General features: G+C 69.7%; 28 protein-coding genes and 2 pseudogenes. 23 read left to right on the top strand and 7 right to left on the bottom strand.

Features of this window, described 5'->3' with window-relative positions:
• The first annotated feature begins 790 nt into the window (after positions 1-790).
• The 4 genes and pseudogenes from J7I97_RS03635 to J7I97_RS03625 all read left to right on the top strand — a co-directional run bounded on the left by J7I97_RS03635 (position 791) and on the right by J7I97_RS03625 (position 4457).
• Positions 791-2875: a hypothetical protein gene (locus J7I97_RS03635; RefSeq protein WP_308369317.1), complete on the top strand. Its 2085-nt coding sequence runs from the start codon at positions 791-793 to the stop codon at positions 2873-2875.
• Positions 2872-3201, top strand: a pseudogene (locus tag J7I97_RS39790) (DUF721 domain-containing protein); the annotation flags it as partial. The gene J7I97_RS03635 and the pseudogene J7I97_RS39790, both read left to right, overlap by 4 nt.
• Before the next feature lie 70 nt (positions 3202-3271).
• Positions 3272-3505 carry a hypothetical protein gene (locus tag J7I97_RS38090; protein ID WP_251058463.1) on the top strand — a complete coding sequence of 78 codons (234 nt, stop codon included), beginning with the start codon at positions 3272-3274 and terminating at the stop codon, positions 3503-3505.
• A gap of 118 nt (positions 3506-3623) precedes the next feature.
• On the top strand, positions 3624-4457 hold the full coding sequence (locus tag J7I97_RS03625; protein ID WP_214930905.1) for a PIG-L family deacetylase: 834 nt from the start codon (positions 3624-3626) through the stop codon (positions 4455-4457).
• A gap of 149 nt (positions 4458-4606) precedes the next feature.
• Here J7I97_RS03625 and J7I97_RS03620 read toward each other — a convergent pair whose 3' ends face one another.
• From J7I97_RS03620 to J7I97_RS03600, 5 genes are all read right to left on the bottom strand, one after another.
• Positions 4607-4750 (bottom strand): hypothetical protein, encoded by a 144-nt coding sequence (locus J7I97_RS03620; protein ID WP_214930904.1) that lies wholly within the window; start codon positions 4748-4750, stop codon positions 4607-4609.
• 123 nt (positions 4751-4873) lie between these two features.
• Positions 4874-5881: a hypothetical protein gene (locus J7I97_RS03615; protein ID WP_214930903.1), complete on the bottom strand. Its 1008-nt coding sequence runs from the start codon at positions 5879-5881 to the stop codon at positions 4874-4876.
• A gap of 77 nt (positions 5882-5958) precedes the next feature.
• Positions 5959-6357, bottom strand: a complete 399-nt coding sequence (locus J7I97_RS03610) for a hypothetical protein (protein ID WP_214930902.1) — start codon at positions 6355-6357, stop codon at positions 5959-5961.
• Entirely contained in the window at positions 6354-7208 is an 855-nt protein-coding gene (locus tag J7I97_RS03605) for an IS5 family transposase (RefSeq protein ID WP_308378339.1), read from the bottom strand. Before J7I97_RS03605 ends, J7I97_RS03610 begins: the two co-directional genes overlap by 4 nt.
• A 645-nt stretch (positions 7209-7853) precedes the next feature.
• Positions 7854-8417 (bottom strand): dihydrofolate reductase family protein, encoded by a 564-nt coding sequence (locus J7I97_RS03600; protein ID WP_214930900.1) that lies wholly within the window; start codon positions 8415-8417, stop codon positions 7854-7856.
• Between the two features lie 281 nt (positions 8418-8698).
• On the opposite strand from J7I97_RS03600, the pseudogene J7I97_RS03595 reads away from it, so the two are divergent.
• Positions 8699-9258, top strand: a pseudogene (locus J7I97_RS03595) (XRE family transcriptional regulator).
• 650 nt (positions 9259-9908) lie between these two features.
• On the top strand, positions 9909-10568 hold the full coding sequence (locus J7I97_RS03590) for a GPP34 family phosphoprotein (protein ID WP_214930899.1): 660 nt from the start codon (positions 9909-9911) through the stop codon (positions 10566-10568).
• 43 nt (positions 10569-10611) lie between these two features.
• Here the strand turns inward: J7I97_RS03590 and J7I97_RS03585 are convergent, their stop codons facing one another.
• The gene (locus tag J7I97_RS03585; protein WP_214930898.1) at positions 10612-10797 is read right to left on the bottom strand and encodes a hypothetical protein; all 186 of its coding nucleotides are present in this window, start codon (positions 10795-10797) and stop codon (positions 10612-10614) included.
• A 276-nt stretch (positions 10798-11073) separates the two neighbouring features.
• Entirely contained in the window at positions 11074-11598 is a 525-nt protein-coding gene (locus J7I97_RS03580; RefSeq protein WP_214930897.1) for a SigE family RNA polymerase sigma factor, read from the bottom strand.
• A 310-nt stretch (positions 11599-11908) separates the two neighbouring features.
• Here J7I97_RS03580 and J7I97_RS03575 point away from each other — a divergent pair, with 310 nt between their 5' ends.
• The 17 genes from J7I97_RS03575 (at position 11909) to J7I97_RS03495 (ending at position 25090) form a co-directional block, all read left to right on the top strand.
• On the top strand, positions 11909-13264 hold the full coding sequence (locus J7I97_RS03575; protein ID WP_214930896.1) for a YcaO-like family protein: 1356 nt from the start codon (positions 11909-11911) through the stop codon (positions 13262-13264).
• Positions 13265-13272: 8 nt separating this feature from the next.
• Positions 13273-13902, top strand: a complete 630-nt coding sequence (locus J7I97_RS03570) for a TOMM precursor leader peptide-binding protein (protein ID WP_214930895.1) — start codon at positions 13273-13275, stop codon at positions 13900-13902.
• Positions 13899-15536, top strand: coding sequence for a tpaE (locus tag J7I97_RS03565; protein ID WP_214930894.1), 1638 nt, complete (start codon positions 13899-13901; stop codon positions 15534-15536). The genes J7I97_RS03570 and J7I97_RS03565 overlap by 4 nt, the downstream gene beginning before the upstream one ends.
• Positions 15533-16306, top strand: a complete 774-nt coding sequence (locus J7I97_RS03560; RefSeq protein WP_214930893.1) for a nitroreductase family protein — start codon at positions 15533-15535, stop codon at positions 16304-16306. The genes J7I97_RS03565 and J7I97_RS03560 overlap by 4 nt, the downstream gene beginning before the upstream one ends.
• Positions 16307-16341: 35 nt before the next feature.
• Entirely contained in the window at positions 16342-16527 is a 186-nt protein-coding gene (locus J7I97_RS03555) for a thiocillin family RiPP (RefSeq protein WP_214930892.1), read from the top strand.
• Positions 16528-16565: 38 nt separating this feature from the next.
• Entirely contained in the window at positions 16566-16739 is a 174-nt protein-coding gene (locus tag J7I97_RS03550) for a thiocillin family RiPP (protein ID WP_214930891.1), read from the top strand.
• A 75-nt stretch (positions 16740-16814) separates the two neighbouring features.
• Positions 16815-16988, top strand: a complete 174-nt coding sequence (locus J7I97_RS03545; protein WP_214930890.1) for a thiocillin family RiPP — start codon at positions 16815-16817, stop codon at positions 16986-16988.
• Between the two features lie 43 nt (positions 16989-17031).
• Positions 17032-17211, top strand: a complete 180-nt coding sequence (locus tag J7I97_RS03540) for a thiocillin family RiPP (RefSeq protein ID WP_214930889.1) — start codon at positions 17032-17034, stop codon at positions 17209-17211.
• Positions 17212-17278: 67 nt separating this feature from the next.
• On the top strand, positions 17279-17464 hold the full coding sequence (locus tag J7I97_RS03535; protein WP_214930888.1) for a thiocillin family RiPP: 186 nt from the start codon (positions 17279-17281) through the stop codon (positions 17462-17464).
• Between the two features lie 204 nt (positions 17465-17668).
• Positions 17669-18769: a PqqD family protein gene (locus J7I97_RS03530; protein ID WP_214930887.1), complete on the top strand. Its 1101-nt coding sequence runs from the start codon at positions 17669-17671 to the stop codon at positions 18767-18769.
• Complete coding sequence (locus J7I97_RS03525; RefSeq protein WP_214930886.1) at positions 18766-21249, top strand: lantibiotic dehydratase family protein; 2484 nt, start codon at positions 18766-18768, stop codon at positions 21247-21249. The genes J7I97_RS03530 and J7I97_RS03525 overlap by 4 nt, the downstream gene beginning before the upstream one ends.
• Positions 21246-22130, top strand: coding sequence for a thiopeptide-type bacteriocin biosynthesis protein (locus J7I97_RS03520; RefSeq protein ID WP_214930885.1), 885 nt, complete (start codon positions 21246-21248; stop codon positions 22128-22130). Before J7I97_RS03525 ends, J7I97_RS03520 begins: the two co-directional genes overlap by 4 nt.
• A 125-nt stretch (positions 22131-22255) precedes the next feature.
• Positions 22256-23248 (top strand): ABC transporter ATP-binding protein, encoded by a 993-nt coding sequence (locus J7I97_RS03515; RefSeq protein WP_214930884.1) that lies wholly within the window; start codon positions 22256-22258, stop codon positions 23246-23248.
• Positions 23245-24006 (top strand): ABC transporter permease, encoded by a 762-nt coding sequence (locus tag J7I97_RS03510; protein WP_214930883.1) that lies wholly within the window; start codon positions 23245-23247, stop codon positions 24004-24006. The genes J7I97_RS03515 and J7I97_RS03510 overlap by 4 nt, the downstream gene beginning before the upstream one ends.
• A 40-nt stretch (positions 24007-24046) precedes the next feature.
• A complete protein-coding gene (locus J7I97_RS03505) occupies positions 24047-24481 on the top strand; it encodes a hypothetical protein (protein WP_214930882.1) in 435 nt (144 codons plus the stop codon).
• Complete coding sequence (locus tag J7I97_RS03500; protein WP_214930881.1) at positions 24478-24795, top strand: transcriptional regulator; 318 nt, start codon at positions 24478-24480, stop codon at positions 24793-24795. The genes J7I97_RS03505 and J7I97_RS03500 overlap by 4 nt, the downstream gene beginning before the upstream one ends.
• Before the next feature lie 31 nt (positions 24796-24826).
• A complete protein-coding gene (locus J7I97_RS03495; RefSeq protein WP_214930880.1) occupies positions 24827-25090 on the top strand; it encodes a hypothetical protein in 264 nt (87 codons plus the stop codon).
• The last annotated feature ends 145 nt before the right edge of the window (positions 25091-25235 follow it).

Here is a 25235-nt window from a genome sequence, read left to right as displayed (position 1 = left end):
TTCGCTTCACCGCAGTACCGGTCCCTAGCCAGGGCCACAAGGGGCCCCTTCTGGGTCCAGCTCAACAGTTCCACCGCAGGGCCCCCGCCAAGGGGCGTCTGCGTAGCGCCATCAGCTCCAGCACTACCGGCCCCGCCAAGGGCCAACAGCACCAAACGCACAACCAGCCCGAGGGCTGTCTGCACTACCCGGTCACCGAAGGGGTGTCCGGTTTCGCTGATCGAATCCCCAGAAGGAAGGAAGGAGGTCCCGCCCCTGGTTCTTCGTCGGCTGCCCACTCCTCACGGAGGGGGCGGTCCACACACCCAAGGAGAAGTGGTCACGGTCCCGCGTGGCGGGCCGGTCTCAGCATCCATATGGATAGGTGGTCGATCCTCATAGTGCCCGAAGTGGTGTCCCCTGAAAAGCTGGACCCTCGCCGTTTCGCTGGTAAGCGAGCGACCGAGGCGTCGTTTGCTCCTGTTTTGCTCACTTTTCATGCCCCTCGACCGGAAGTCTCGTTTCCTGGACTTCCCGCCGTTCGTGGTGTAGCCGTGGCGGCGCCGGCCGCCGTGATGCTCCGGAGTTCCGTCCCGCTGAGCGGGACGGGGCCCAAGGGTCTCTGCCGCCTGCCGGGAGTGCTCGGGGTTCTCGCTGCTGGGCGTCCCTTGTCCACAGGGGTCCTGAGCAAGGGTGTCGAGATGATCTACATCTCGTACTTCCGGGCGGTCCGGTGAGCGCCGTGACGGCGGTCGCCGCTCCCGTTGTTCGCGTTCCTGGACCGCGGAGCTCGCTGCGGTCGGTTACCCCCGTGGCGGGACTGGTGCCGGACCGCGGTCCGGGCCACCCTCTGGCGCTGGGCCGGGATGCGCGGGCCCGGCTGGGGGGCGCGGTGCGCGCGCTGCTGGACGTGGCCGGCCTAGTCGGTACGTCGGACGCGGTGCGCCTGGCCGTGGTGGTGCTGGCGTCGCGGACGCCGTCGGAGTCCGGGGTGGTGGAGATCCGCACGGGTGAGCTGGGCCGGTGGCTCGGGCTGTCCGCGTCTTACGTCGCCTCAGACGTGCTCCCGGTACTGCGCCGCTCCGGCGTGATCTCCGTTGACACGGCAGAGGGTGAGTATGGCCAGGACACCGGGCTCCGGTGCAAGGTGCTGCCGCTGTGGGCCGCGCAGGACATGGCCGGGCACCCGCTGGCTCTGGTGAAGAAGGAGTACGCAACGTTGCTCCGACTGCTGGAAGCCGTGATGGCGCCGGGCTGGACCCACAAGGACGGCCGGGTGACCCCCGCCGGGCTGCTCGGGGACCGTACTGGACGCGGCGCAGCGAGGGACCGTCTCGCGCTGCTGCTGCTGGTGCTGGAGGCGCGGGACACAGGCCGCGTGCGGCAGTGCGGCGGCGCGGTGGACACCAAGCGGGGCCGGGCGGCCGCGACGGTGGCCCGTCTGCTGGGTTGCACGGCGTCGGCGGGAGAGCGGGTGGTGGAGCGCCTGGAGGACCAGGACCTGGTGCGCCGGGTCCGGCTGCGGACGGCTTCGGGGCTTGCGGCCCGTACGCGGCTGATGGTGCCGGCGGTCGCCGCCGCGCACGGCCGTACCGGTGCCGATGACGTCCGGGAGGACCGTGCGGCGGGCCTGGAGCCCGTGTTTGCAGACCCCGACGTTGCAGCAGGGCCTGTTGAGCCGTCGGGGCCTGTGGCAGGGGCGCAGGTCAGCGGGATGCAGGTGACGGATGGGGTGGATGTTGCAGACCCCGACGTTGCAGCAGCCCTTCACACTGATCACTCTCCTGTGGTTACTCCTGTCTCTCCTCTCTCGCTCGCTGGTGGTTTTTCCGGCGAAGGCCGTGGTGGGTACCACGGTCAGCCGGACCGCGCGTGCGTACGCGAGGACGGCCCGCTGCGCGGGGAACAGCTGAAGAAGTCCCCGTCGATCAGCAGTGAGAAGCCCGGCCGGTGGCCGGTGGCAAATGCTCCGGTGCGGGCCGTGGAGGGTACGGACCAGGGCAGGCCGCAGCGGGAGAGGGCCCCCCTGCCGCCCTTCGAGTTGAGGTCCATCCTGGCTCCGGTCGACCTGGTCTGGGCGCGCCTGGACCGTCCGGCGGCCCGGCGCCTGGTGGAGGCCGCGACCCGCGCTGAGCTGGAGCGGGTAGCCGGCTTCGCCGGTGGCACGGATGCGCCGCAGGTCCTCGCCGACCGGCTCGCCCGGCGCCTGGAGGACCAGATGCGGCTGGGTACCCTGATCACGGACCCGGTGGGCTGGTTGATCGGCCGCGCCCTGCCCCAGCGCCAGCAGTGCGGCGACGTCCGGTGCGACGACCGCGTGCTGCTCGACTCCGGTCAGCAGTGCCCGCGGTGCGAGGACCGGCACGCTGACCGACGCGCCACACGTCACGCCGTCGCAGCCGCCATCGACGCCGCGATGCCCGGAGCCTCCGAGGTGGAGCGCCGTACGGCTACCGACCGGCAGCTGCACGAGACGGTGACTGCCCAGGCGTGGATCCGCGAGCACCGGTGGGCCATGGTCCGCGAGCAGCAGGCCGCCGCCGCCAAGGCCCGTGCCGAAGCCGCAGCTGCCGTGCAGCCGGTCGTCGATGTCCCGGCCTCGCCGGTGGCCCCGGTCGTGGTGCCCGCGCCGCGCCCGGCCGTCGTCGCCCCGGTCCCGGAGCGTGCCGACGTTGACGAGGACCAGGAGCTGGTCCTCGAGGACCTCACGCGGGAGCAGGTCCTGGACTGGCGCGACCGCGCGGCCGCCGATCACCAGGTCGTCCACGACCACATCGCCCGGTACGGCGAGATGTCGGCGCAGCGTCTGTTCACCCGGGCGTTCGTCGCGACCGTGCAGCGCCTGTCTGGCCTCGGGCACCTGGACCTCGGCTACACGCCGTGGGGGCAGGCATGAGCGGCGGCGAGGTGTCCGGCGTCGACCTGGCGCGGGTCGCGCTGCGGGCCGCGATGGAGGCGGCGCGGAAGAACGGCAGCGGCCAGAAGGCGAAGTCGAAGCCGAGGCCAGCCCGTACGGTGCGGCGGGACGGGCGCGAGCCGATGGGCCTCGGTGCCGCGCTCGGTGCGCTGGTCACCGAACGGGCCTGGACACTCCCGGCCGCTGGCGCTTCCCTGTGTGAGCGGTGGGCGGCTATCGCCCCCGACCTCGCCGGGCACGTCGCCGCCGTCGGCTTCGACCCGGAGCCCGGCCAGCCCACCGTGTGCCCGGAGTCGTCGGCCTGGGCGACGAAGGTGCGCCTGGAGCAGGACCGGGTCATCGCGGCCGCCAACGCTGCGGCGGGGCCGTACGGTCGTGCGTTCCCTGCGGATCCTGCTGCCCGGCACCGTGCCCGCGCCCGATCCGGGCGACGTCGTCCCGCCAGCCGGGGCCGACACCCCCACGGGCCCGGTGAAGACGCGGGAGACGGCGTGCGCGGGCTACCGCCGCGCGCTCGCCGCGCACCAACAGGTCGCGGCGCCGGGCCGGGTGGAGCCAAGCGGCCGCGCCGGGAACAGCCGGTCCGGCCGGCACTGTTGCATCGACTGAGGGACCGGCGTCGCACGGGTGGGAACAAGGTCATCCGACCCGACAGGATCCGGGCCCCGGATCACGGAACGCCCGCCGCGCACTCGGACCAAGACGTATTTCTGCAGGAGGACTTTTCATGACTGACCGGCCCTTGACGCTCATGGCAGTGCATGCCCACCCCGACGACGAGGCCACCGGAACCGGAGGGGTCCTCGCGCGATACGCGGCGGAGGGCATCCGCACGGTTCTCGTGACGTGTACCGACGGCGGTTGCGGTGACGGACCGGGGGGTGTCAAGCCGGGCGATCCCGGGCACGATCCGGCGGCCGTCGCCTTGATGCGCCGTCAAGAGCTTGAGGCGAGCTGTGAGGTCCTGAAAGTCAGCGATCTGGAGACGCTGGACTATGCCGACTCCGGGATGATGGGCTGGCCGAGCAACGACGCCCCTGGATCCTTCTGGCAGACCCCCGTGGAGGAGGGCGCCGCCCGACTCGCGGAACTCATGCGGCATTACCAGCCCGATGTGGTCGTCACCTATGACGAGAACGGCTTCTACGGCCACCCCGACCACATCCAGGCCCACCGCATCACGATGGCGGCGCTGGAGATGACCGGGCTGACACCGAAGGTGTACTGGACGACGATGCCCCGCTCGATGATGGAGCGGTTCGGCAAGATCATGCGCGAGTTCCAGGAGGACATGCCGGAGCCGGATCCCGTCGAAGCCGCCGCGCTGGCCGAGATCGGCCTCCCCGACGATGAGATCACCACCTGGGTGGACACCACCGCACTTAGTGGTCAGAAGTTCGACGCACTGGCCGCGCACGCCAGTCAGGGCGAGAACATCTTCTTCCTCAAGATGGGCAAGGAGCGGTTCGGCGAGTTGATGGGCATGGAGACCTTCGTACGTGTCCAGGACGCCACCGGCGCGGCCGTACCCGAGAACGATCTCTTCACCGGCCTGCGCTGATCCGACCATCCGACCCGGGCCTGGGAAAGCTCATCGGCCGTACAGCGCGATCGAGCGCGTCATACACCAGGAGGCGAAGGCGAATGCCGACAAGCCGCCGGTCCAGAGCGGTCGGCGAAGGCGGACGAGGTCCCGGTCGCGCCGTTGTGTCAGGTGACGAGGCCGGTGGTCTGCCAGGTGGGTGCGGGATCCCCGAGTGTCCGGTCGACGAGCAGGCCCTTGAGCAGGTCGGCGGTGACGCGGAGGGTGGCCCAGAGGCCGCCGGAGGGGAGGATGGCCCATCCAGGGTCCACTGGGTCCGTCTGCGTCCGAAGAGTCCCGTGGGGTGCAGGCAGCGCTCCGCCGGTGGGTGGGCGGTGATCTCGCGGATGCCCAGGGGCGTGAGGACGTGGTCGTGGATGACTACTCCTGACGGGTCAGCACCCTCGGTCGTAGATTGCCCGCAGCCACGGTTCCCTGACGGCGGGCATCCGCGCGAGCGTGTACCGGAACGCCTCCCTGGACGGCTGGAACGGGTACCACGGGTGCGGCGGCAACGGGTCGTCCCGCTCCACGCCTGCTGGAAGCCCGCCGACCACCGGCAGTCGGGTCCGGTGTGGCGGGAAGGCGAGCTCGGCCCAGAGCGCGGCATCCATAGGTACCGGCACCGCCCTGGCACGCGGCTGCCACATGTCTCCGGTCTGCGGATGGACCGGCACCAGCACCAGGTCAGTGGCTGGCTCGCCGAACCCCGGTCCCGCCAGGTCCAGCCGCTTGGCACCTTCCCCGGCGGGCAGCAGCGCGCCGAGTGACTGGCCGAGGAGCTCCGCGACCGGCCCGGGCGCCACTTCGACCGGCGCGCCCCTGGCGGCCACCACCACCTGGGCGAGGGCCACGCCCGCCGGGATGTCCCGGTACTCGCTCAGCCGGTGCCACAGCGCGCCGGTGGCCAGCAGCTCCGCCCAATCCATGATCGACCGCTCCGGCGGGCCGGGCAGCCGCATTACAGCCTGCGGGACGAGCCGGACGACCTGCCAGCACCCGCAGTCGTCCATCCTCGTTCCAACCGGCAGATCGCAGCCCAGGCAGGCAAGGTTCGGCCCGTCTCTCCCATCGATCCCCATGCAGTAGCCCCCGGCCCGCTCGAGGATCAGCTTGGTGCCGCGCATATCGCCGGGCGCGAGGAGGACGGTGTCCGACGGTCCGTTGGACACCGCACCAAACGGCGCGAAGCGCCCCCGCTTCGCCGCCTCGCGCGCCCCAACCTCGTCCCACTGCCGCCACGGCGGCCCGTACGGCGCAGGGTCGACGGCGTAGGACCCGGCCTCCAGCACTGGCGGGTGCAGTCTTTCCCAGTGGGTGTCGGCCGGGTGGATCGGCAACGCCACCTCCGACACCGCCGCCGTCAGGACCGCACCGCAGCCTGCACACACGAACACCGCCAAGCTGTCCCCTCCCGCCCTCGAAGCCCCTGCATCCCACCAAGCAGGCGGACCGGCGAGCAAGGGGTTTTCAGTGGGCGTTAAGTCCGTTTCTGGTAGCGGCCTCGTCCGGGTTGGGTGAGGAAGCCTTGGCGGGTGAGTCGTCCGAGGCGGCTGCGTGTGATGTTGACGGATGCTTCGTCGGTGGGCATGTCGAGGAGTTCGTGCAGCTCGCGGGCTCGGAACGCCTGGTTGGGGTGCTGGTTGAAGGCGTCGACGATGGTCTGGTAGGCGGTGCTCGACTCGGGCGGATCGGGTTCGGTCCCGGTAGGTGCGAGTTCGGTGATGATCTTGCGGGTCGTGGCGAGGTCCGCGAGGCGGGCTTCGGTCTCGGTGAGGGCGGCGGTGAAGTGCGCGATCCGGTGCCGTAGTTCGTCCGCCCGGGCCGTGGCCTCGTTCTCCTGGATGTGAAGGTCGACCAGGAGTTCGGTGATGTTCATGCGGCCGCCGCGATCTCGTCGCGCCAGGCCGGGGAAGGGGTGGTGAGGCGGCGGGTCATGTTCGCGGTGGCCGCCCAGTAGACGCGCGAGGCGGCGGTGTCGGGCCGGTGGTCGTACTCACGCGCCAGACGGCGGTGGAGCATCAGGGTGCCGTTGACCTGCTCGACCACCCACCGCTTCGGTTGCGGGACGAACCCTTTGGCCTTGTCCTCGGGGTTGCGGACCACGGTCTCGACGGTGATGCCGAGCAGGGCGCCGTGAACGATGACCGCTTCCTTGAAGCCCTGGTCGACCAGCGCTTTCTCCAGGCGCATCCCGCACCGCTCGGCGGCCTGGTCGAGCAGGGCGGTGCCGGCGGCGTTGTCGTGCGCTGAGGCGGCCACGACGACGACGCCGATGATCAGCCCCAGGACGTCGACCACGAGTCCGCGCTTGCGGCCCGGTGTCTTCTTGTTCGCGTCCAGTCCCGTCGTGGTCTTGGGGACCCCGGCCGCCGCGCGGACGGACTGGGTGTCGATGACCACGAGGGACGGGTCCTCTAATCGCTTGGCTCTCTCCCGCACCTGGCAGCGCAGGAGTTCCTGTATTCGCTGGTCAAGGCCGTCCTGGCGCCACAGCGTGAAGTAGTAGAACACCGCCGACCAGGCGGGCAGGTCGTGCGGTAACATGCGCCACTGACAGCCCGTCCGGTTCTGATAGAAGATCGCGTTCACGACCTCTCTCAGGTCGCAGGACCCGGGATCCCCGGTCGCCGACCGCGCCACCCGGCTCTGCTTCCAGGCCGTGATCATCGGCTCGATCAACGCCCACTGCCCATCCGACAAATCGCTGAGATACGGCTCTCTCATCACGCCCCGCATCTCAACATGGACATGCCCATCAGACGGCCCCGACAGCGACCAGTCCCACGATCGAGCGATCACGAACGAAGAGAAGTCGGACTTAACGACCACTGAGAACTGCGAGCCTCGGCGTTCTCAAGCCGCCTGGCACCCCAGCAGGTCAGTAACCCCCTCATCCGCCAGATGCACTGCGACAGGACAGCTGGTCGGGGTTCTCACCCTTTCGGGTGGCGGGGTTCCGGCCCGCTCCGCCCGTCAGTGCCTGGCTGACACCCTTGGCTGTACGGGTCGTTGCCCGTGGGGCGGGGGTACGCGATGAACAGTGTCACGGCGACGGTGAGTATCCGTCAGCAGCGTGGTGCTCTTGTGGAGGTCCGGGACTGGGGTACGGCACCTGTCGACCTTCTGCAGTCGGCTTGTCCGTAGCGGACATTCCGCGACTTCGATCCGTCCGTACGCGGCATCGTGGCCCAGCCTTTCCTGCTGAAGGCCGTTGTGGAGGGGCAGGCCCGCAAGCACATCCCGGATTACATCTTGACCACTGAGCAGGGTCCGGTAGTGGTGGATGTGAAGCCGCACTGCCGGCTGTCCACCCCAGTGGTGGCGGTCACGTTCGCGTGGACCCGGCAGGCGGTCGAGTCGCGTGACGGGCGCTCAGCGCCTCGTCTCGTACCTGGTCAGGATCACGCCGCAGGGAAGCGTCCGCGTCTCCACCAGGTTCAGGTTCACCCAGCTGTCCAGCGCGGTGAAGAACGGCGTGCCGCCGCCCACCAGGACCGGCGCGGTGGCCAGCACGTACTCGTCAATCAGCCCGGCCCGCATGGCCGCCCCGCCGAGCGTCGCGCCGCCGATGTCCATCGGGCCGCCGTCCTCGGCCTTGAGCCGGGTGATCTCGGCGACCGCGTCGCCGGTGACCAGGCGGGTGTTCCAGTCGACCTTGTCGATCGTCGAGGAGAACACCACCTTCGACATGTCCCGCCAGCGGCGCGCGAACTCGATCTCCGCCGGGGTGGCGTTGGGCTGCTGGTCGCCGGTCGGCCAGTAGGAGCTCATCGTCTGCCACAGCTTGCGCCCGTACAGCGACAGGTCGGTCGCCTGCAACTGGTCGGACCAAAACTGGAACAGCTCGTCGCTCGGCACGCTCCAGCCGATGTCGTCGCCGGGCGCGGCGATGTAGCCGTCCAGGGTCAGGTTCATGCCGTAGATCAGTTTCCGCATGGCGCCAGCCTTCCGTGAGTCGGTCTCACGCGTACAGACCGGCGCGGCGCGGGAAACTCATCGGTGCGCGATCTGAGCTCGCATGTAGTCCTCGTGCTCGGTGGCTCAGCCGCAGACTCATCGTTCCGCCGAGGAAATGGCATCGATCTGAGACTGATCTTGGGTGACATCGCGGTGAGACAACAGAGAACCAGCAGGTCACAGAAGATCGACATGTCATCGGCGGCGAGACCCTACACAAGAACGGCGGCCGCGCGGCCGACGACGACGGGGAGTAGAAGATGACCGGCTCGCTCGGGGACAGCCTGGACCGCGCCCTGGAGAAGGTGTTCACCCGCCCCGCCCCCAAGAGCGCCCAGGCGCAAATGAAGTACCTGGTCAAGCAGCTCAAGGGGACCAAGGCGGCCGCCGCCGCGCTCGGGGTGCACAGCGGACCGTGGAACGGTACGTCAAGGGGCAGCTGAAGCATCCCCGCCACGACCTGGCCGCTCGCATAGAGCGCGAGGTCAAGAAGCGGTGGCAGCCGCAGCTGAGGGCCAAGGCCAAGAAGAAGGCCGCCTCCACGGACGGCCTGATCCTGACCACCACGGCCCGCTTCGGCTACACCGCCGACGACAACACCACCGACGAGGCCCGCCTGCGCGCCCTGCCCTCCCAGGCGCTGCCCCCGCAGTACGCCGAGGCGCTGTTCACCGCCAGGGAGAACGGCGCCAGCGAGCAGGACCTCCTGAAGATCGCCGCCGAGGCCCTGGGCCAGGTGTACTTCCGCGACGGCGGCCGCCGCGCCCACGGCCTGAAGGTCGAGTTCACCGACGTACAGGACATCCGGATCGACCTCTAGCCGAAGGACGACACCAGCCCCGCCTACGCCCAGATAAGACTGATTCCCAATGACCGTTGTCAAGCGTTGAGGTGCCTACTCGACGCCTACCTGAAGTTCGGTTCCTACGGGGCAACGGCCGACGGTCTCACGATCGACTGCGGCCGTGGGCAGGATTCCTACGGCGCGATCGGACGGTTCTTCGACGAGAGCGGCACCCACTTCGGGCGGGCCGACTCGCTGGGTGGGTATCTGGCAGGGCTGGCCGACCAGCTTGAGAGCGGTCAGGACGGAGCGCCGTCACGGTCAACGGCCGACTGCTCTGGGAGTGGGCCGGGCCTCCGGCCCCGACTGGGGCAGTGCGGACGATCCTATTCCCGGCCCGGACGAGCAACTGCCGGAGCTGGACCTGTCCTGCAGCCCCACCGAAGTCCTCCACGTGGGCCTCTTGGGCGGGCTTGAGGAACTCGGCGCGCTGCTCGCGGTGGCCACTTCGGCCGCAGCAAGACCATCCCCTCCTCCCACCTCATCAGCCACTTGCCATAAAACGCTGATATCTAGGACAAAACCAGGCGAAACTCCCTCTAAGTACGCCTGCCACCCGGCGGAACGGGAACTGATTCCCCGCCCCGTACGTCTCACAAGGTGTAGCGAGCGACTGGGGGACCGGCGTGACCGTGACACTGGCCGAGGAGATCATGCTCCTGTCGTTGGACGACGCGTCCGGGGCGGTGCGGGAGCGGCAGGCCTGCCAGTGGGCGGTCGCGGGCGGGATCGTCCTCGATCTGGTGCTGGCCGGTCGGGTGTCCGTGGATCGCGGCCGGATCATCGTGGTCGACACGGCCCCGACGGGGGTCGGACTGCTCGATGGCCGGCTCGGGATGATCGGTACCTGGGCGGCGGCGGGGCGGAGCCGACCGGCGAAAGTGACGGCGTGGCTGACCAAGGACAACCGCAAGGCTTTGGACGCCACCGTCGCATCCCTCGCGGAGCGCGGCTTGGTCGCCGAGGAAGAGCGCAAGGTGATGGGCGTGTTCCCGGTGCGGCGGTTTCCCGAGGTGGACGGCACAGTCGAGAGGGAACTGCGCGCGCGGCTCGAGGGAGTGGTCCTGCGGCATGCCGAGCCCGACGACCGCACGGCCGGCCTCGTCGCACTGCTGCACGGTGCCAAGCTGTACCGCCTGACCTTTCCCGACCTGCCGCCGCGAGAGGTCATGCCGCGGATGCGGGAGATATCCGAGGGGCAATGGGTCGGTGCGAGCGTCAGCAAGGCGATCCGGGAGATGCAATCGGCGATGACGGCAGTCGCCCTGGTCACCATGAGGAGCTGACCACAGGGAGTCGCAGACGGCGATATCCGTTCGGCGATACCCGCTACTCGAAGTCTTTTTCTGGCGGGGAGTTCTCGGCGGATGCGCGGATTTTCGCGATGAGTTCTTCGTCGTTCAAAGCAGGGGGCGGAGCTGACGCCGAGCCGAGGAGCGTGTGCAGGGTTTCGCGGAGTGTCTCGGACACGTCTCGCTCGTATTCCGGTGCCTGATCTCGCATGTTCTCACTCATGGCTCAACCCTATGGTAATAGAGGGCAGAATAGATTGGCCTACCGGCGTACATCCGCTCCCCAGAGTGCCGGGCCGCCGCACCCTTGGCAAGGGACCCGTCCTCGGCGGACCGGCCCCGTGGCGGGGAGCCGGTCCGCGTCGGGTTTGCTTACCACGCACCGGAGAAGTGCCCGGCGCCGGATGCGGAGTGGACACTCGCGTCCACTCCCTGCGGGCCGGGACATCTTCCCTGCTACCGGGCAGTCAGATCCCCCCATCTCTCGGCATGTCCGTGGTCAGCGCTCGTGTCGGCGGGCCTCCAGCTCGCCGAGTCGCTCGCGCAGGATCCGCAGCGTCCGGGAGGTCGAGCTGCGAACCGTGGCGGAGGAGCAGTCCATGATCTGCGCGACCTCTTCGATCCCGAGATCCTCCCAGTAGCGCAGGTAGACGAGGCCGCGCTGCCGGGGGGTCAGGGTGGACAGTGCCTTGAGTAGAACCAGCCTGTCCCCGATCCGAGTCAACTCCTCGGGTGCCGGCTCGGGCTCGGGTAACGAGTCCCGCAGCAACTCGCGGGTCCAGCGGTGCTTGCGTCGTTCGTCGATGAAGAGCCGAACCATCACGGTGCGGGTGTAGGCGGAGAGCGCGTGTTGATGGTCCAGCCCCGCCCAGGAACGGTACACGGCGATCAGCGTCTGCTGGACGAGATCATCGGCGTCGAACCAGTCCCCCACCAGTACGAAGGCGTTGCGTCTGAGTGCTGATCGGGCGCCCACGACGTGTCGTTCGAAGTCCTCCTCGTGCGCCTTGTCCAATCTGTTCATCCCCGTTTCAAGATTCTTTGTCTTGGCGAACAGCGTCCCGACCTGTCCACCACGTGTAGAAGCTGGGGCCGTTCGCAGCAGATCGTGAACTCGAGCCGCGCACGTCGCCCACCGGAGTCAAACATGTCTTCTACTCTCCCGCTAGTGACCAAAAGAGACAACATGTCTGACAATGCGTCGGCCTCATAGTGCGAAGCGGACTTGCACGTGCCAGGAACGAGGGAATCAATTTGCGGCTTCAGCGAATGCGAATGGGACGAGATATCGGCTGCGGCTCAGTTGGATTACAGGCGACCCAGGAGGATGGGGAATGAGGACGCTCCAGGCGACACCACAAGGTGCCGCGGTACCCGAGTCGCTGCGCCGGATCGGCAGGCTGGTGTCGCCGTACGGGCTCGTGTCGAGGCTCACCTGGCTGCCCGTCACCGAGGGCGAGCCTGACTTCGCGGTCTTCTCCGGATCCCTGGGTGACCCGGGCGCGGTTCTCGCGGCGCAGTCGGAGTGGACGCACGACGCCTCGTCCGGCAACTTCGACGGGGCCGGCGGAGCGCTGGACCGCGACACGGCGGCGCACCTCGCGGCCGCTGAATCCCTAGAGCGGTACTCTTCGTGCGCCTGGTCGCCGCAGGACATGATTTGGGCGACCGCCGAGGAACTCGGCGAGGACGCTATCCCGCCCTGGGAGTGGCCGAACCTCGCACCGGCCGAACTGGCGGACCCCCGCTGCGGTCTGGTCCCCACAGACCGGCGGATGCCGCTGCGCTGGGTCAAGGGGTGGTCCCTCGCCCGCGGCCGGAAGGTGTATGTCCCTGCCGTCCAGGTCTATCTGAAGTGCTCACCGGAATCGGCCGCCGAACGCTACGTCCACCCCGTCTCCACGGGCTGCGCCACCCACTCCGACCCGCTGGCCGCGATAGCCAACGGCCTGATGGAAGTCGTCGAACGGGACTCCATCGCCCTGACCTGGCTCCAGCGCCTGCGGCTGCCCCGGCTGGAGTTCGACCTCGACGACCTGGCCCCGGAACACCGGGCGTTCGTCGAACGGGCGGCTAACGAGAACATCCGCACCCTGCTCTTCGACGCCACCACCGACCTCGGCATCCCGGTCATCTACGGGGTGCAGCTCGCCGACCACGACCCCGATCTCGCCCAACTCGTCGTCGCCACCTGCGACACCGACCCCGGCAAGGCCATCGCCAAACTGCACCGCGAGGCCGCCTCCCTGCGCATCGCACTCCGCTCCCACGCAGGCCGACACACGAACCCGGACGACCCACAGGACATCGTCAGTGTGATCGGCGGCGCACTCCTCGCCGGAAAGCCCAACCAGCGTCACCGCTTCGACTTCCTCCTGGAGGGCGAGCGCCCCGTGCGGGCTTTCGCCGACCTACCGCGCCCCGCGAAGGGAGGGGAAGAGCTGCCGTGGCTGCTGGAGCGGTTGTCCCGGGCCGGCTGCGAGGTCGTGGTCGTCGACATCACGACCGACGAGGCCCGCCAGGTAGGTGCGACCGCAGTACGGGTCATGGTGCCGCAACTGATGCCGCTCTCCTTCGCCCACCGGGCCCGCTACCTCGCCCATCCACGCCTGTACGAGGCCCCGCGCACCATGGGACACCCCGTGCATGACCTAGACGGCATCAATCCCGATCCGCAGCCCTTCGCATGAGGTGGGTCATGAATCGTCACCTGCTCGTACTCGCCTCGGGGGCCTTCGGCAAGGACGTCGCACGACGCCTGCGGCACGCCCCCCGGGAGCACGGACACGACATCACCCTGATGGAGATCGACGAGGGCACCCATCCGAGTCTGTGGCCCCGCGCCGACCTCATCGTGCTGGCCACCTCCCACGAACGGCCCCGTATCGACGAGGCGACGGACCGGGCGGCCTTCGCCTGGGGCACCCCCTGGTTCGGGGTGCACACCACCGCCACCGAGGTGCTGTGCGGCCCCGTGGTGGTCCCCGGCCGCACGGCCTGCCACCAGTGCTACGTACGCCGCCGCCACCAGCACCGGCGGCCCGAGCACGGCACCGCCGATACGGGTGACCGCTACCCGACCGGCTATCCGGTCCACCACGTCGGCATCGCCGCCGCGTTCGCCCGGCAGGCCATCGAGGAGGCACTGGGCACACCGGGTGACGCGCAGGCGATCGGCGGCACCGTCCGGAAGTTCGACCAGATCACCGGCGCCACCAGCAAGGCCTCCGTCATCGCGGTGGACCGCTGCGAGCGCTGCCGCACCGCCGCCGACGGCGAGGAGCTGTGGCGCCGGCTGACCTCCATCACCGAAGGGCGGACAGCGTGAGCGACCGATCCATGATGACGGCCGAAACCGTGGGCTCCGCCGCCCGGTTCGACCCGCAGCTGCGCATCCCCCGGCGGCCGCGACTACGCCGGGGCCTCGCGGTCGGCATCGAGGCCGATCAGGTGGTGGTGACCGGGCCGCCTAAGAAGCAACTCTTCCGCGGCCGGTCCGCGACCGAGATGCTGCCCGGGCTGCTCGCCCTGCTCGACGGCAAGCGCACGCACGACCGGCTCGCGGCGGAGCTGGGACTGCCCGAAGAGGTCGTGTTCAAGGCACTCTCCCTGCTGTGGACCTGTGGCGTCGTCGAAGAGGGCCCACCGCTGGGCACCGCAGGCGAAGCGGTCCCGGACGTTGACGACCAACTCGCCGACTACCTGTCCCGGGTTGGCAGCGCCACCGAGGTGAACCCCTGCTGGGAGGAGGCCGCGACCCGCCTGCGCACGGCCGAGATCGAGGTCTTCGGCGACCCGGCCCTCGCCGCGCTCCTGCGGGACGAGCTCACCGGCTCCATGAGGGTCACCCTGGGGATCGGCGACACTCCCTCCGAGGGGACGACCCTGGCGGTCCGGGCCGACACCAGTGCCGGCGCCGGCCGAGACGTCCTCGCCGAGCACTGCTGGGACAAGGGCATCCCGCTGCTGCGCCTGCGCGTGCGCGGCCGCTGTGCGGCCCTAGGCCCGCTGGTTGACCCCCGTACGACGCCGTGTTTGGACTGCCTGACCGCCGACGACGAGGAGGACGACCGTACGGCCGGCGTCGGCGACCACGAACTCGCCGCAGCCATGTTCGCCCGCGATGTGTTCGCCGCGGTCTCCCGGACCACCCCCACGCCACTGCCGATGCGCTGGCGTCTGGTGGACCTGGAGACCCTCGGCCAGCGTGACACCGCCTCCGCGACCCGACCCGGCTGTCCGCGCTGTTCCGCAGCCGAGGGGCCGGTCGTGGAACGCGCCGCGCCAGCCACCCGCTTCGAGGCGTCCGTGGCCATGCCGCCGAAGGAGTTCGCCGACCTCAAGGCCCATCAGATGCACTACAAGCCCTCCAACCTGGCTCTGCAGCGCGTCTCCCGGACCTGGCCGGTCGCCCCGGCCGTCGAGCTCCCGCCGCCCGACCACGCCCGGCTCGACCGCTCGGACCCGCCCCGGGACGCTGCACGTCCCGGGCCGGACACGCTGTCGCTGCTGCTCTCCGTCACGGCGGGGATCAGAGCAGACAACCCCGATAAGGTGGCCCGCTGGACGGCGAGCGGCGGCAACATCGGCTCGGTGACCGCTTACGCCGTCGTCCGCGACGTCCCGGGCATCACTCCTGGCGTCTATGGCTACGTCACCTCCGGGCACCGCCTCGCCCGGCTGTCCTCCCGCGCCGACGCCCTGCCGGGCGACCAGCCGTTCAGCATCGTTCTGACCGGCGACTTCCCCAAGGTCGCCCGCAAGTACTCCGCCTTCGCCCTGCGGATCGTCCTGCTCGACAGCGGCTGTGCCCAGGCCACTGCCCGGGAGGCGGCCCACACCCTCGGCATCGGCTTCGCCCTGCGCCCCCGCTGGGACGACGAAGCCATCGCGGCGACCCTCGGGATCAACCCCGACATGGAACCGGTCACGGCCGTCATCGATCTGGGAGGCACCGCATGAGCAGCCCGCACGACCTCGCGGCGGAGCTCCTCACCGCCTTCCGGACCCCCGCAGCAGCGGCCGCAGGCACCGCTTCCGGGTCGTCCTTCGAACGGCCGGTGGCCCAGCCGCCCGTACCCCTCGGACCGCCCATCCGCTTCACCGGCCGGCAACGGGACAGGTCTTCCCTGCTCACCGTGTTGGAGAAGCGCCGCTCCATACGGTTCTTCGGACCGCAGCCCGTCGACGCCTCACTCATCGCCGACGTGGCCGCCCGGGGCATCGAGACGGATCTCGCGTCCTGGCCGCAGCAGGCGGAGCGGGTACCGCTACAGATCAACGTCGTCGCCTTCCGGCTCAGTGGCCTGGAACCCGGCATGTACGGTCTCGACACGGGCCTCGGGACGGGCAGCGGCACGAAGGAGCGGTCCTACGTCCCCGTCGCCCCGCTGCCGGACGGCGAGGCCCTCTACGACCTCACGATCCAGCGGGAGTTCTGCGACTCCGCCGCCATCATCTCCCTCGCCGCGGACCTCGACCTGGCGAGCCAGCTCGACGGCGCCCACGGCTACCGGACCCTCATGACCCGCGCCGCGGCGGCCGCCTACACGATGTGGCTCGACGCCGTGGCTGTCGGACTCGTCGGCACCGTCTTCGCCGGGTTCATCCCGGCCTCCGTACGGCTGCCGCTGCGCAGCGACGGCGCCAGTCGGCACCAGCTCTTCGCCCTGGCCCTCGGCGGCGTGCTCGCGCCGCCCTCCATACCCCCGGGGCCCACCAGCCACCGGTGATCCGAGAACCGACATGAAGAGAAGGAAGTGATCCGATGAACGACGCCACCACGTGGGAGCTCGACCTCCACAGCGTCGACCTGGGCGACGACGCCCTGTCCATCGAGCAGATTCCCGAGGGCGTGGCGCTGGGCACCTTCAGCACCGCCTCCAGCGCGACCACGGCCAGCTGCCCGGTCAGCAGCGCCGGAAGCATCATGACCGCCAACTGCACGGGCTGAACTGAGCCCGCCTCACCCCGGAGAAAGGGAAAGACACCATGTCCGAACTGGAACTCTACGTCCTCGACGACATCCTCGAGGACTCCCTCGAGATGGAGACGCTGGCCGACGGCAATGCGCTCGCGTCGGTCTCCACCGCGGGATCGGCCAGCTCCGCCTCCTGCCCGGCGACCACCGCCTCCTCCTTCACCTCCTTCTCCAGCTACACCTGACCGGCCCGGAGGTGCCACCGGCGCCTCCCCTCCACGCACGTCCCACAGAGAGCCCCTCCGAAGGGAAAACGATCAGTGGACATCAACGAGGACGGATTCGACCTGTACGCCCTGGACGGCGAGCTGTCGGTCGAGGAGCTGCCGCAGGGCAACGCGCTCGGCTGCTGGTTCTCCGCCGCATCGGCGTCGTCCGCGTCCTGCCCGGCAACCTCGGCCTCCAGCGTCGGCAGCGCGTCGACGTTCGGCTGACCGCTCTCCTGCGGTCGCGCCATTCTCAGAAGGGACATCCCCTGTGAACGAGCACAGCACGGACAAGCTCATCGACCTCTACGCGATGGACGAGGAGCTCTTCGTCGAGGAGCTGCCGCAGGGCAACGCCCTGGGCTCCTTCTCCAGCGCCACCTCGGCGAGCTCCTTCTCCTGCCCCGCCAGCTCGGCCAGCAGCGCCACCACGGCCTCCTGCGTCGGCTGAACCGTTCCCGTCGGCCGTCCGAAGCCGCAACCCGAGAACCAAAGAACCAGAGAAGAGGTGACACCCCATGAAGAACGAGCAGCACAGCACGGACAAGCTCATCGACCTCTACGCGATGGACGAGGAGCTCTTCGTCGAGGAGCTGCCGCAGGGCAACGCCCTGGGCTCCTTCTCCAGCGCGACGTCCGCCGCGTGCGCGTCGTGTCCGGTCAGCTCGGCCAGCAGCGCCACCACGGCATCGTCGTACGGGTGACCGGTCCCGGCAGGCGGTGCCTCACTGGCTGACACCGTTTCAGCACCTGCCCGCCGGGCTCGGCTCCTCCCTTCCAGCGGCGTCGTCACCGGCGCCGCTGGAAGGCGGCTTCCTCATTTCGCAGCATCCTGCAACGCAGGGCCCGGGGTCAACGGGTCGCGGCCCGTCGGCCCCGGGCGTCCAGGAGTACAGGAGAGGTAGACAGTGATCAGTTCGCCACCGAAGCTCCGAGACGAGCTGGAGGTCATCCGCGGGATGGACGACATCCCGCTGATCTTCGATCCGGTCACCGGCAACTACCACCGCATCACCCGCGCCGGCGAAGTGGTGCTCACCTATCTGGACGGCACCCGCACCCGCGACGACCTCGTCGCCTTCCTCTCACGCGCCGACCAGGAGCGCGCCGCGGCCCTCTCCCGGCAGATCGACACCTTCCTGGCCGCCCTGGACCGGAGCGGGCTCCTCGAAGGCTCCGAGCTGCCCGACAAGGCCCAGGGCGGCGGCCGTGTGCGCACCTCCATGCTGATGCCGCGGATCATCCTGACCCGCTCCCTGCCCCGCGTGCTCGAACCCGTAGCCGCCGTACTGCGCGCCGTACCGGCGACCCTACTGGTGCTGATCGCGGCACTGGGCGCGCTCGCCGGGTACACGTTCGGCCTGCACACCCTCTTCACGGCGATGCCGCCCGCCCAAGACCTGGCGGGCCCCGCGTTCCTGATCGCCACAGGCGTGATGCTGCTGTACGTACTGATGCACGAGACCTCCCACGCCCTGGTCGCCCAGATGCTCGGAACGCCGGTCCGCGGACTGGGAGTCGCGCTGCTGTTCTACTTCATGCCGGTCGCCTACGTGGACCGCACCGACGCCTACCGCTTCCGGGGACGCGGCGGCCGGGTCGTCCTGGCCATGGCCGGCATCATCAGCGACGGCTGGTTCTGCGCTCTGTCGGGCGTGGTCGCCCTGAACTCCACCGGACTGCTCAGGGACACGGCCGCGCTGCTGCTGGGGATGCAGCTCCTGATGCTGATCATCAATCTCAATCCGCTCATGCCCAGCGACGGCTACACGGCCCTCGAAGCGGCGACCGGACTCACCAACGCCCGGGGGCGAGCGTTCGCGCTGCTGCGCCACACCGCCCGGCGCGAGGAACTCCCCCCGCATCTCGCCAATCTCAGCAAGGGGGCCCGGCGCGGCCACATGGCGTACGGACTGTTCTCCGTGGCCTATGTCTGCCTCCTGGCCTACACCATGTTCCACGCCGTCCCGGTCACCGTCGACCTCGCCCTCTCGGCGGTGGGCCGATGACCTCCTTCGTCATATCCCCGGTCATGCTGACCCGGGTGGCGGGTCTGCCCGCCGACGCACTCGACCTGGTCGCCCCGGCCACGCGCAAGCTGCTGGCCGAACACGCCGCCGCCGCAAGACGCCTGAGCTCCCTGGCGCCCGGACTCACCGACGCCCTGTTCGCGCTCGTCCCCCACCTTGACGACGACGTACCGCTGCGCCGCAGAGTCCTGGCCGCCAAGCGGTCGGTGAACCGTCTGGACCCGCTGTCCTGGGACGAAGACGTACAGAGCCGCCTCGCCGAGCGCCTTCCGCCCGACGCGGCCCTCCTCCTGGCCGACTGGGTGCGCCTCGTCGGCGAACGGCAAGCACTGCTCGAGCAGTTGACCATCCAGCTCGCCGAGGACCGGGAGCTGTCCGTCGAAGCCCTGCACCACACCCTCGAACGGGGCGGGGACATCGACGACGGCACGGGGGAGTGCGGCTTCGCCGCGTCCCTGGCGATTGCCGCACCCGACTGGATCCGCCATCGCGGCCACAAGGCCCGCTCGGCGAAGAAGCTGAAGACGCTGTACTCGTACGCCGCCCGTGCCGCCGTCAAGACGAGCCCCTTCTCCGGACTGACCACCGTCGGCGAGGCCGGAGCGGAAGGACAGGGCCGCGGGCGCAGCCGCACCTCCGCGACCATGGCCTACCTGGCGCTGCGTCGGCTGGCGCGTGACCCCTCGACGGCAGGCTTGCTGCGCTACCGCGTCGCGCCCGTGCGCCCCGGCACCGCCACCGAACCTAAGGGCCTGCTGCTGCACAGCGAGGTGGTCATAACCGAGGGCGTCGTGTGGCGCCACGACCGGGCGGTCGAGGCCGACTACGCCCTGCCCGCGCAGGCCGGCCTGCGCTCCGGTGCCACGTACACCGAACTCCTCGCCACCGTCGGCGGGGCCCGGCCCTTCGCCCGGTTCGTCCGCCTGATCGACACCGGCGTCCTGCAGCCCGTCCCACCCTGGGACCGGGGTGAGGCGCCGTTCCCCGTCCTTGCCGCACTACTGGCAGAGGGCGACACCACCGCCCCGATCGGACGCCACGACCTGGCACGGGCCCACAGCCTGGGCGACGGCGTCTGGCGGGAGGATACCGAGGGGCGGATCGCCGCCGCCGCGGAGCTGCGGGACCTCACCGGCGGCTGGAACGAGCACAGCGACCGAAGCGAACGCAAACCCAGCGGGCTGGTCTACGAGGACCGGGAGACGGACCTGGCTCTCCCCGACCCGCTGGACGTCCCCGAGATCCGGGCCGACCTCACGGCGTTGGGCGAGCGGATGCGTCCGTACATCTTCCGGTCACACCTCTACGACTTCCTCCTGGAGAGCTTCACCGCAGAGTTCGGCGCCGGCGGTGTTTGCCGGGACCCGCTCGGCTTCCTGATGCGCCTCACCATCGACCGGGACGCCAATCCGCCGCTCGAACGCGCCCTGTTCGCCGACATGGCCAGCCGACGCGACCCGGCGGACCGCGCCTGGCTCCCGGTCGGGCCGACCAGCGCCCCGCCGAACGCCGGAGTCTTCTTCCAGCTGGAGGCGGCGAACCATGCCGACATCGAGGCGGGCCGTTACCGTCTCGTGGTCAACCAGTACGGGGCCGGCACCGGAGGGCTGTTCAGCCGCTTCGGCAGGCTCCTCGGCGACGGATTCCGCGAACGCCTCGCCGCGCACATCGAACGCTGCTGGCCCGGAGTTCCCTGCCGCGAGCTGGTCGTATGGACCGACTGCAACACCGTGCAGTCCGAATGCGGCGGCCTCCTGCCACCGTTGGTCCTGCCGGGCGAGGTCGAGGACGCGAACGGGATCACCCTGGACGACACGGTGCTCGCCCACGACTCCCACACCGACACGCTGTCCCTCTTCGATCGCGACGGCGACCCCGTCGGGCTGGCCTACCTAGGACTCATTCCCCAGCATCTGCTCCAGTCCTACGTCCGGCTGCTGGCCATCCTCGCCGATCCCTGGGTCAATGGCTCGCCCCACTCCGACTACACGATGACCAAGGCCCACGAGCTGAGCCCTCTCTGCGGCGACGGCGTCGTGGAACTGCCCCGCGTCACCGACGGCCCCGGCAACCGCCTCGTCACCCGCCGCGCCTCGTGGATTGTCCCGGCCTCCGCGATCCCCCGCCCGGAGGGCGGCGAGCACGACGAGACCGCCCTCGCCGTGCGGCTCGACGCCTTCCGGCGTACGCACGGCATTCCCGAGGAGGTCTTCGTGCACCAGCTCGGCGGCGCGGGCAACGCCCTCGGCATGAGCGCCGACCGCAAACCGATGTGGGTGTCCCTGGCCTCTCCGCTGTCCGTCGGGGTCCTGCAGCACTGGCTGAGCCCCCAGACCAGCCACCTCCGGCTCGTGGAGGCACTTCCCGGGCGTTCCCTGCATGCCCAGCGCGATGCCCTCGGCCGGACCAGGGTCACGGAGCACGTAGCCCTGCTGGCCTGGCCCGAGGAGAACCGATGATCACCGCACCGCACCGTACCGACCGGGCGGACCCGGGCACGGAGATGGACTGGTGGTACGTCCGCGCCTACCCGGGGCACCCGGACGCCATGGACGAGGCGACCCGGGTACTGATCCCCTGGCTGGCCGCGCGGGCGTCCGAGGAGGCGGCATCCGCCTGGTTCTTCACTCGCTACTGGGACATGAGCGGTCATCACCTGCGGCTGCGCCTGCGGTGCTCCGCCGACGGGATCGACCGCATTTACGATCGTCTGCCCGAACTCGTCGGGCTGCTGCACACGCTCGACAGACCCACCTCCTCGGACCGTCTCGTGCCGGGCTCCGTGCCGCAGGGACTGCCGATGGTCAAACAGGCCCGGTGCTGCATATACGCGCCGGAACTCGCCAAGTACGGAGGGGCACGCGGGGTGGCCAGGGCGGAGGAGCTCTTCACGGCCTCCTGCCGGTGGTACGCCGACCAGCAAATCGGCGCCCTGGCCCCGCTCTTCGACCGGGCGGCCCTAGCCGTCTCGTACATGAGCACGCTCGTACGGGAGGCGCTCCCCGACCCCCAGGCGCGGACGGCATTCTGGACCGCCCACCGCCGCCAATGGGGCCGGCAACTGCGGATGGCTGCGCCAGGCCAGGCGGAGCTGCGCGGCCTTCTCACCCGCGCGGCGCAGGGCACGGGCGAGGCTGCGGCGCGCCTCGACGCCCCCCTCCGGGAGAGCGCGGAGCGGCAGGCCGGGACCGTCGTGCGCACCCTCGATGCGGCGGCCGCCGACGAGAACCCCGTAGCGCGGGAGGGGTTGCTCCTGCACTACCTGCACATGGACCTCAACCGCTGGGGCTTCGTTCCGGCCGAGGAGAGCCTCCTCGGCGTCCTGGCATCCGCCAACTAGCCATGCAAGCAATTCACTTACCCGCCGCACATCCACTTGCCAGATTGGAAAGTGGATGCCAGGCTGGCGGGGCAGCGGTACGCACGGCAAGACCTCGGTGGAATCCGATGAGAGGCAGATGCGGAATGGCTGAACGAAGCCCGTCCCACGACGCGGTAATCCTGCTGGAGAACGTCACCAGGCGGTACCCGGGTCCTCATGGGGACGTCGTTGCCCTGGCCCGCATCGACCTCTCGGTACGGCAGGGCGAGATCTTCGGTCTGCTCGGCCCGAACGGAGCCGGTAAGACCACTATGATCGAGACCCTCGTCGGCCTGCGCCGCCCCACCAGCGGCACCGTCCGGGTCCTCGGATACGACCCCGTGGCGCAGCGGGACGAGATCCGTAAGTACGTCGCGATCCAACCGCAGCACGCCGCCGTGTTCGAGCAGCAGACGGTGGCGGAACTCCTGCGCGTCTGGGCATCCCTATACCCCGACCCCGAAACCCCCGACGCCATCATCGACAGAATGGGCCTGACGGCCTCGCGCGACGTCCGGATCTCGAAGCTCTCCGGCGGACAGCACCAGCGCCTCCTCGTCGGCACGGCCCTGATCTCCCGCCCCCGACTGCTCGTGCTCGACGAGCCATCGACAGGCATGGACCCCAACGCGCGGCAGGAACTGTGGGACGCGATCCGCGCGCACCGCGGGGTCGGCGGAACCGTACTGCTGTCGACGCACTCCATGGAGGAGGCCGAAACGCTCTGCGACCGCGTCGCCGTGCTCCACAAGGGCCGGCTCGCCGCATGCGGCACCCCGCAGGACCTGATCAGCACCCACGCACCCGAACGCGAGGTGCACTTCACCGTCCCGGCCAGCACCGACCTCGCACCTCTGCGCACCACGCCGGGGGTGTCCCGTATCGAGAGCCACGACTCCGGCGGCGACACCCGGGTCATCCTGCGGACCAGTGACTCCGACGCGGCATTCGGCCTGCTCGCCGGCCCGCTCGGAGCCCGGCACATCCAGATCAAGGAGGCCGGCCTGGAAGCGGTCTTCCGCCTCCTGACGGGTGTCTCCTTCCACGAAGCCGGCGGCGACACGCAGCCCACGGAGCCGAAAGCGGTGATGGCATGATGTTCTCCTCCTCGCGTGAGCTGGCCCTCATGCACGCCCGCGAACTCGTACGCGACGGGAAGTACTTCTACTTCGCGCTGTTCTTCCCCTTCGGGATGCTGGCCATCTTCCTCGGCCTCGGCTTCGCCATGCCGAAGGACTCCGGTGCCCCGGACTTCCTGCAACTCGTCTTCCCCATGGCGATCTTCCTCGCCGTGACCAGTGCGGCCCTGACCGTCACCGCCGGACCGCTGGCCGGGCTGCGTACCAAGGGAACCCTCCGGCTCCTGGGCACCACCCCTGTAGGGCGGGCCCGCCTCGTCTTCACCCACATGATCGCCAGGGTCATCATGGTCACCGTCCAGGCGGCGGTCCTGCTCGCGCTGGCGGTCGCCCTCGGCAAGGTGGAACCGGCCCGACTCCCCGCGCTCTTCGGCATCGCCCTGCTCGGCCTCGCCATGTTCGGGGGCATCGGGTACCTGATCGGTGGCCGGCTGTCCTCGCCGGACGCCGCGACCAACGTCGGTACGCTCGTCCAGTTGGCGGCGCTGTTCCTGAGCGGTCTGGCGTTCCCGCTGGAACTCATGCCCGACGCCGTCCGCACCACGCTGGGTCTGCTGCCCACGTCCTTCTTCGCAGACCTCATGCTCACACAGATGTCACAGGGCGAACCGGCCCACCCGGTGTGGCTGTCCGTCCTGGTCGTCACCGTCACCACCGCCGTGGCAGTCGTCATCGCCGTCCGCACCTTCAAGTGGGACCAGGGCGAGGCCGCGTAGGTGCAGGTTGCGACCGAACCCTCCAGCGAAAGGCGCAGAGATGGACAAGAAGGAAGCGAGCGAGGCCCTCTCCTCCGCGGACGCAATTGCCTCCCGGATGCAGGGAAAGAACCGGCGGCCCGGCCCCCTGGTGTTCCTCCTGGGCCTGGCGATGACGCTGATGACAGCCGCCTACGGACTCCTGATCGAGCCTTCCACCCCACACTCCCTCCCGATCCTCCTGCTCATTCCCTTCTTCGCCCTCGTGATCTACACCGCGACCCGGCCGGTACTGCCCCGCCACTACCGGACCCTGTACGCACTCACGACCACGACAGGCGCGGCCGTCTACTCACTCGCCGTCACACTCGGCACGGTGTACTTCTCCGGCGAGCCGCTCTGGTGGGTACCCGCGGCCGTCCTTTGTGGCCTGCCCTTCTTCGTGATCGGCGTCCTCGACCGCAAGGCGGCCCGCACCCCCGGGACCAGGCCGTGACGCATCCCCGCAAGTCCCTCGACGCAGTGATCCACGCACCGGTGCGGTTCTCCATCGCCGCCGCGCTGGCCTCGGTCGACGAGGCCGATTTCCGAACGCTCCGCGACACCATCGAGATCACGGACTCGGCCCTCTCCAAGCAGATCACGCTCCTTGAGCAGGCCGAGTACGTGAAGGTCCACAAGTCCTTCGTCGGCAAGCGGGCCCGCACCCGGCTCTCTCTGACGGCCACGGGACGCGAGGCCTTCACCCGCCACCTGGCGGCCCTCCGCGACATCGCAGAGTGGGAGCCGGACCAGGGCAGCGGCAAGTAGTCCGAAACCAACGAAAGGAACGACCCCCGATATGAACCGCTCGATACGACGGCTCCTGCAGGGCGCCGTCTTCGCCACCGCGCTCGCCGCGTCGGCCCCCCAGGCGTTCGCCGCCACCGCCCCGGGCATCGGGACACCCCCCGCGGGCTACGTCCACGAGCCGTCCTTCCACGGCACGGCCACGGCCTGCAGGGCAGCGGGCGCGGAGGGCATCGCGGACGGCAAATGGACCGCGTACTTCTGCTACCAGGAGCTCCCCTTCACACCGTTCCAGAAGCTCTACGTCAAGAAGTAGCCTGCGAACGGCAAGGACTCCCGCACAGCTTTTGTGCGGGAGTCCGCCCCGTCTCAGCGGGCCGCTCATACCAAGCTGGGCACTGCGGCGGTAACTTTGATGCCTACCTGGCCAGTGGAAGACACCTGAGAGGACGCTAAGTCCC

It is taken from the genome of Streptomyces sp. ISL-87, assembly GCF_018614095.1.
In the GTDB taxonomy this organism is placed as follows: Bacteria; Actinomycetota; Actinomycetes; order Streptomycetales; family Streptomycetaceae; genus Streptomyces.
This window is presented reverse-complemented; position numbering and strand designations above follow the sequence as displayed.

What these genes read in the sequence shown, in the direction of transcription:
- J7I97_RS03510 (WP_214930883.1), top strand. Translation starts at nt 23,245, where the DNA reads ATGATGTTCTCCTCCTCGCGTGAGCTGGCCCTCATGCACGCCCGCGAA.
- J7I97_RS03600 (WP_214930900.1), bottom strand. Translation starts at nt 8,417, where the DNA reads ATGCGGAAACTGATCTACGGCATGAACCTGACCCTGGACGGCTACATC.
- J7I97_RS03585 (WP_214930898.1), bottom strand. Translation starts at nt 10,797, where the DNA reads ATGAGTGAGAACATGCGAGATCAGGCACCGGAATACGAGCGAGACGTG.
- J7I97_RS03570 (WP_214930895.1), top strand. Translation starts at nt 13,273, where the DNA reads ATGAATCGTCACCTGCTCGTACTCGCCTCGGGGGCCTTCGGCAAGGAC.
- J7I97_RS03575 (WP_214930896.1), top strand. Translation starts at nt 11,909, where the DNA reads ATGAGGACGCTCCAGGCGACACCACAAGGTGCCGCGGTACCCGAGTCG.
- J7I97_RS03520 (WP_214930885.1), top strand. Translation starts at nt 21,246, where the DNA reads ATGATCACCGCACCGCACCGTACCGACCGGGCGGACCCGGGCACGGAG.
- J7I97_RS03555 (WP_214930892.1), top strand. Translation starts at nt 16,342, where the DNA reads ATGAACGACGCCACCACGTGGGAGCTCGACCTCCACAGCGTCGACCTG.
- J7I97_RS03560 (WP_214930893.1), top strand. Translation starts at nt 15,533, where the DNA reads ATGAGCAGCCCGCACGACCTCGCGGCGGAGCTCCTCACCGCCTTCCGG.
- J7I97_RS03515 (WP_214930884.1), top strand. Translation starts at nt 22,256, where the DNA reads ATGGCTGAACGAAGCCCGTCCCACGACGCGGTAATCCTGCTGGAGAAC.
- J7I97_RS03625 (WP_214930905.1), top strand. Translation starts at nt 3,624, where the DNA reads ATGACTGACCGGCCCTTGACGCTCATGGCAGTGCATGCCCACCCCGAC.
- J7I97_RS03525 (WP_214930886.1), top strand. Translation starts at nt 18,766, where the DNA reads ATGACCTCCTTCGTCATATCCCCGGTCATGCTGACCCGGGTGGCGGGT.
- J7I97_RS03580 (WP_214930897.1), bottom strand. Translation starts at nt 11,598, where the DNA reads ATGAACAGATTGGACAAGGCGCACGAGGAGGACTTCGAACGACACGTC.
- J7I97_RS03505 (WP_214930882.1), top strand. Translation starts at nt 24,047, where the DNA reads ATGGACAAGAAGGAAGCGAGCGAGGCCCTCTCCTCCGCGGACGCAATT.
- J7I97_RS03610 (WP_214930902.1), bottom strand. Translation starts at nt 6,357, where the DNA reads ATGAACATCACCGAACTCCTGGTCGACCTTCACATCCAGGAGAACGAG.
- J7I97_RS03550 (WP_214930891.1), top strand. Translation starts at nt 16,566, where the DNA reads ATGTCCGAACTGGAACTCTACGTCCTCGACGACATCCTCGAGGACTCC.
- J7I97_RS03495 (WP_214930880.1), top strand. Translation starts at nt 24,827, where the DNA reads ATGAACCGCTCGATACGACGGCTCCTGCAGGGCGCCGTCTTCGCCACC.
- J7I97_RS03535 (WP_214930888.1), top strand. Translation starts at nt 17,279, where the DNA reads ATGAAGAACGAGCAGCACAGCACGGACAAGCTCATCGACCTCTACGCG.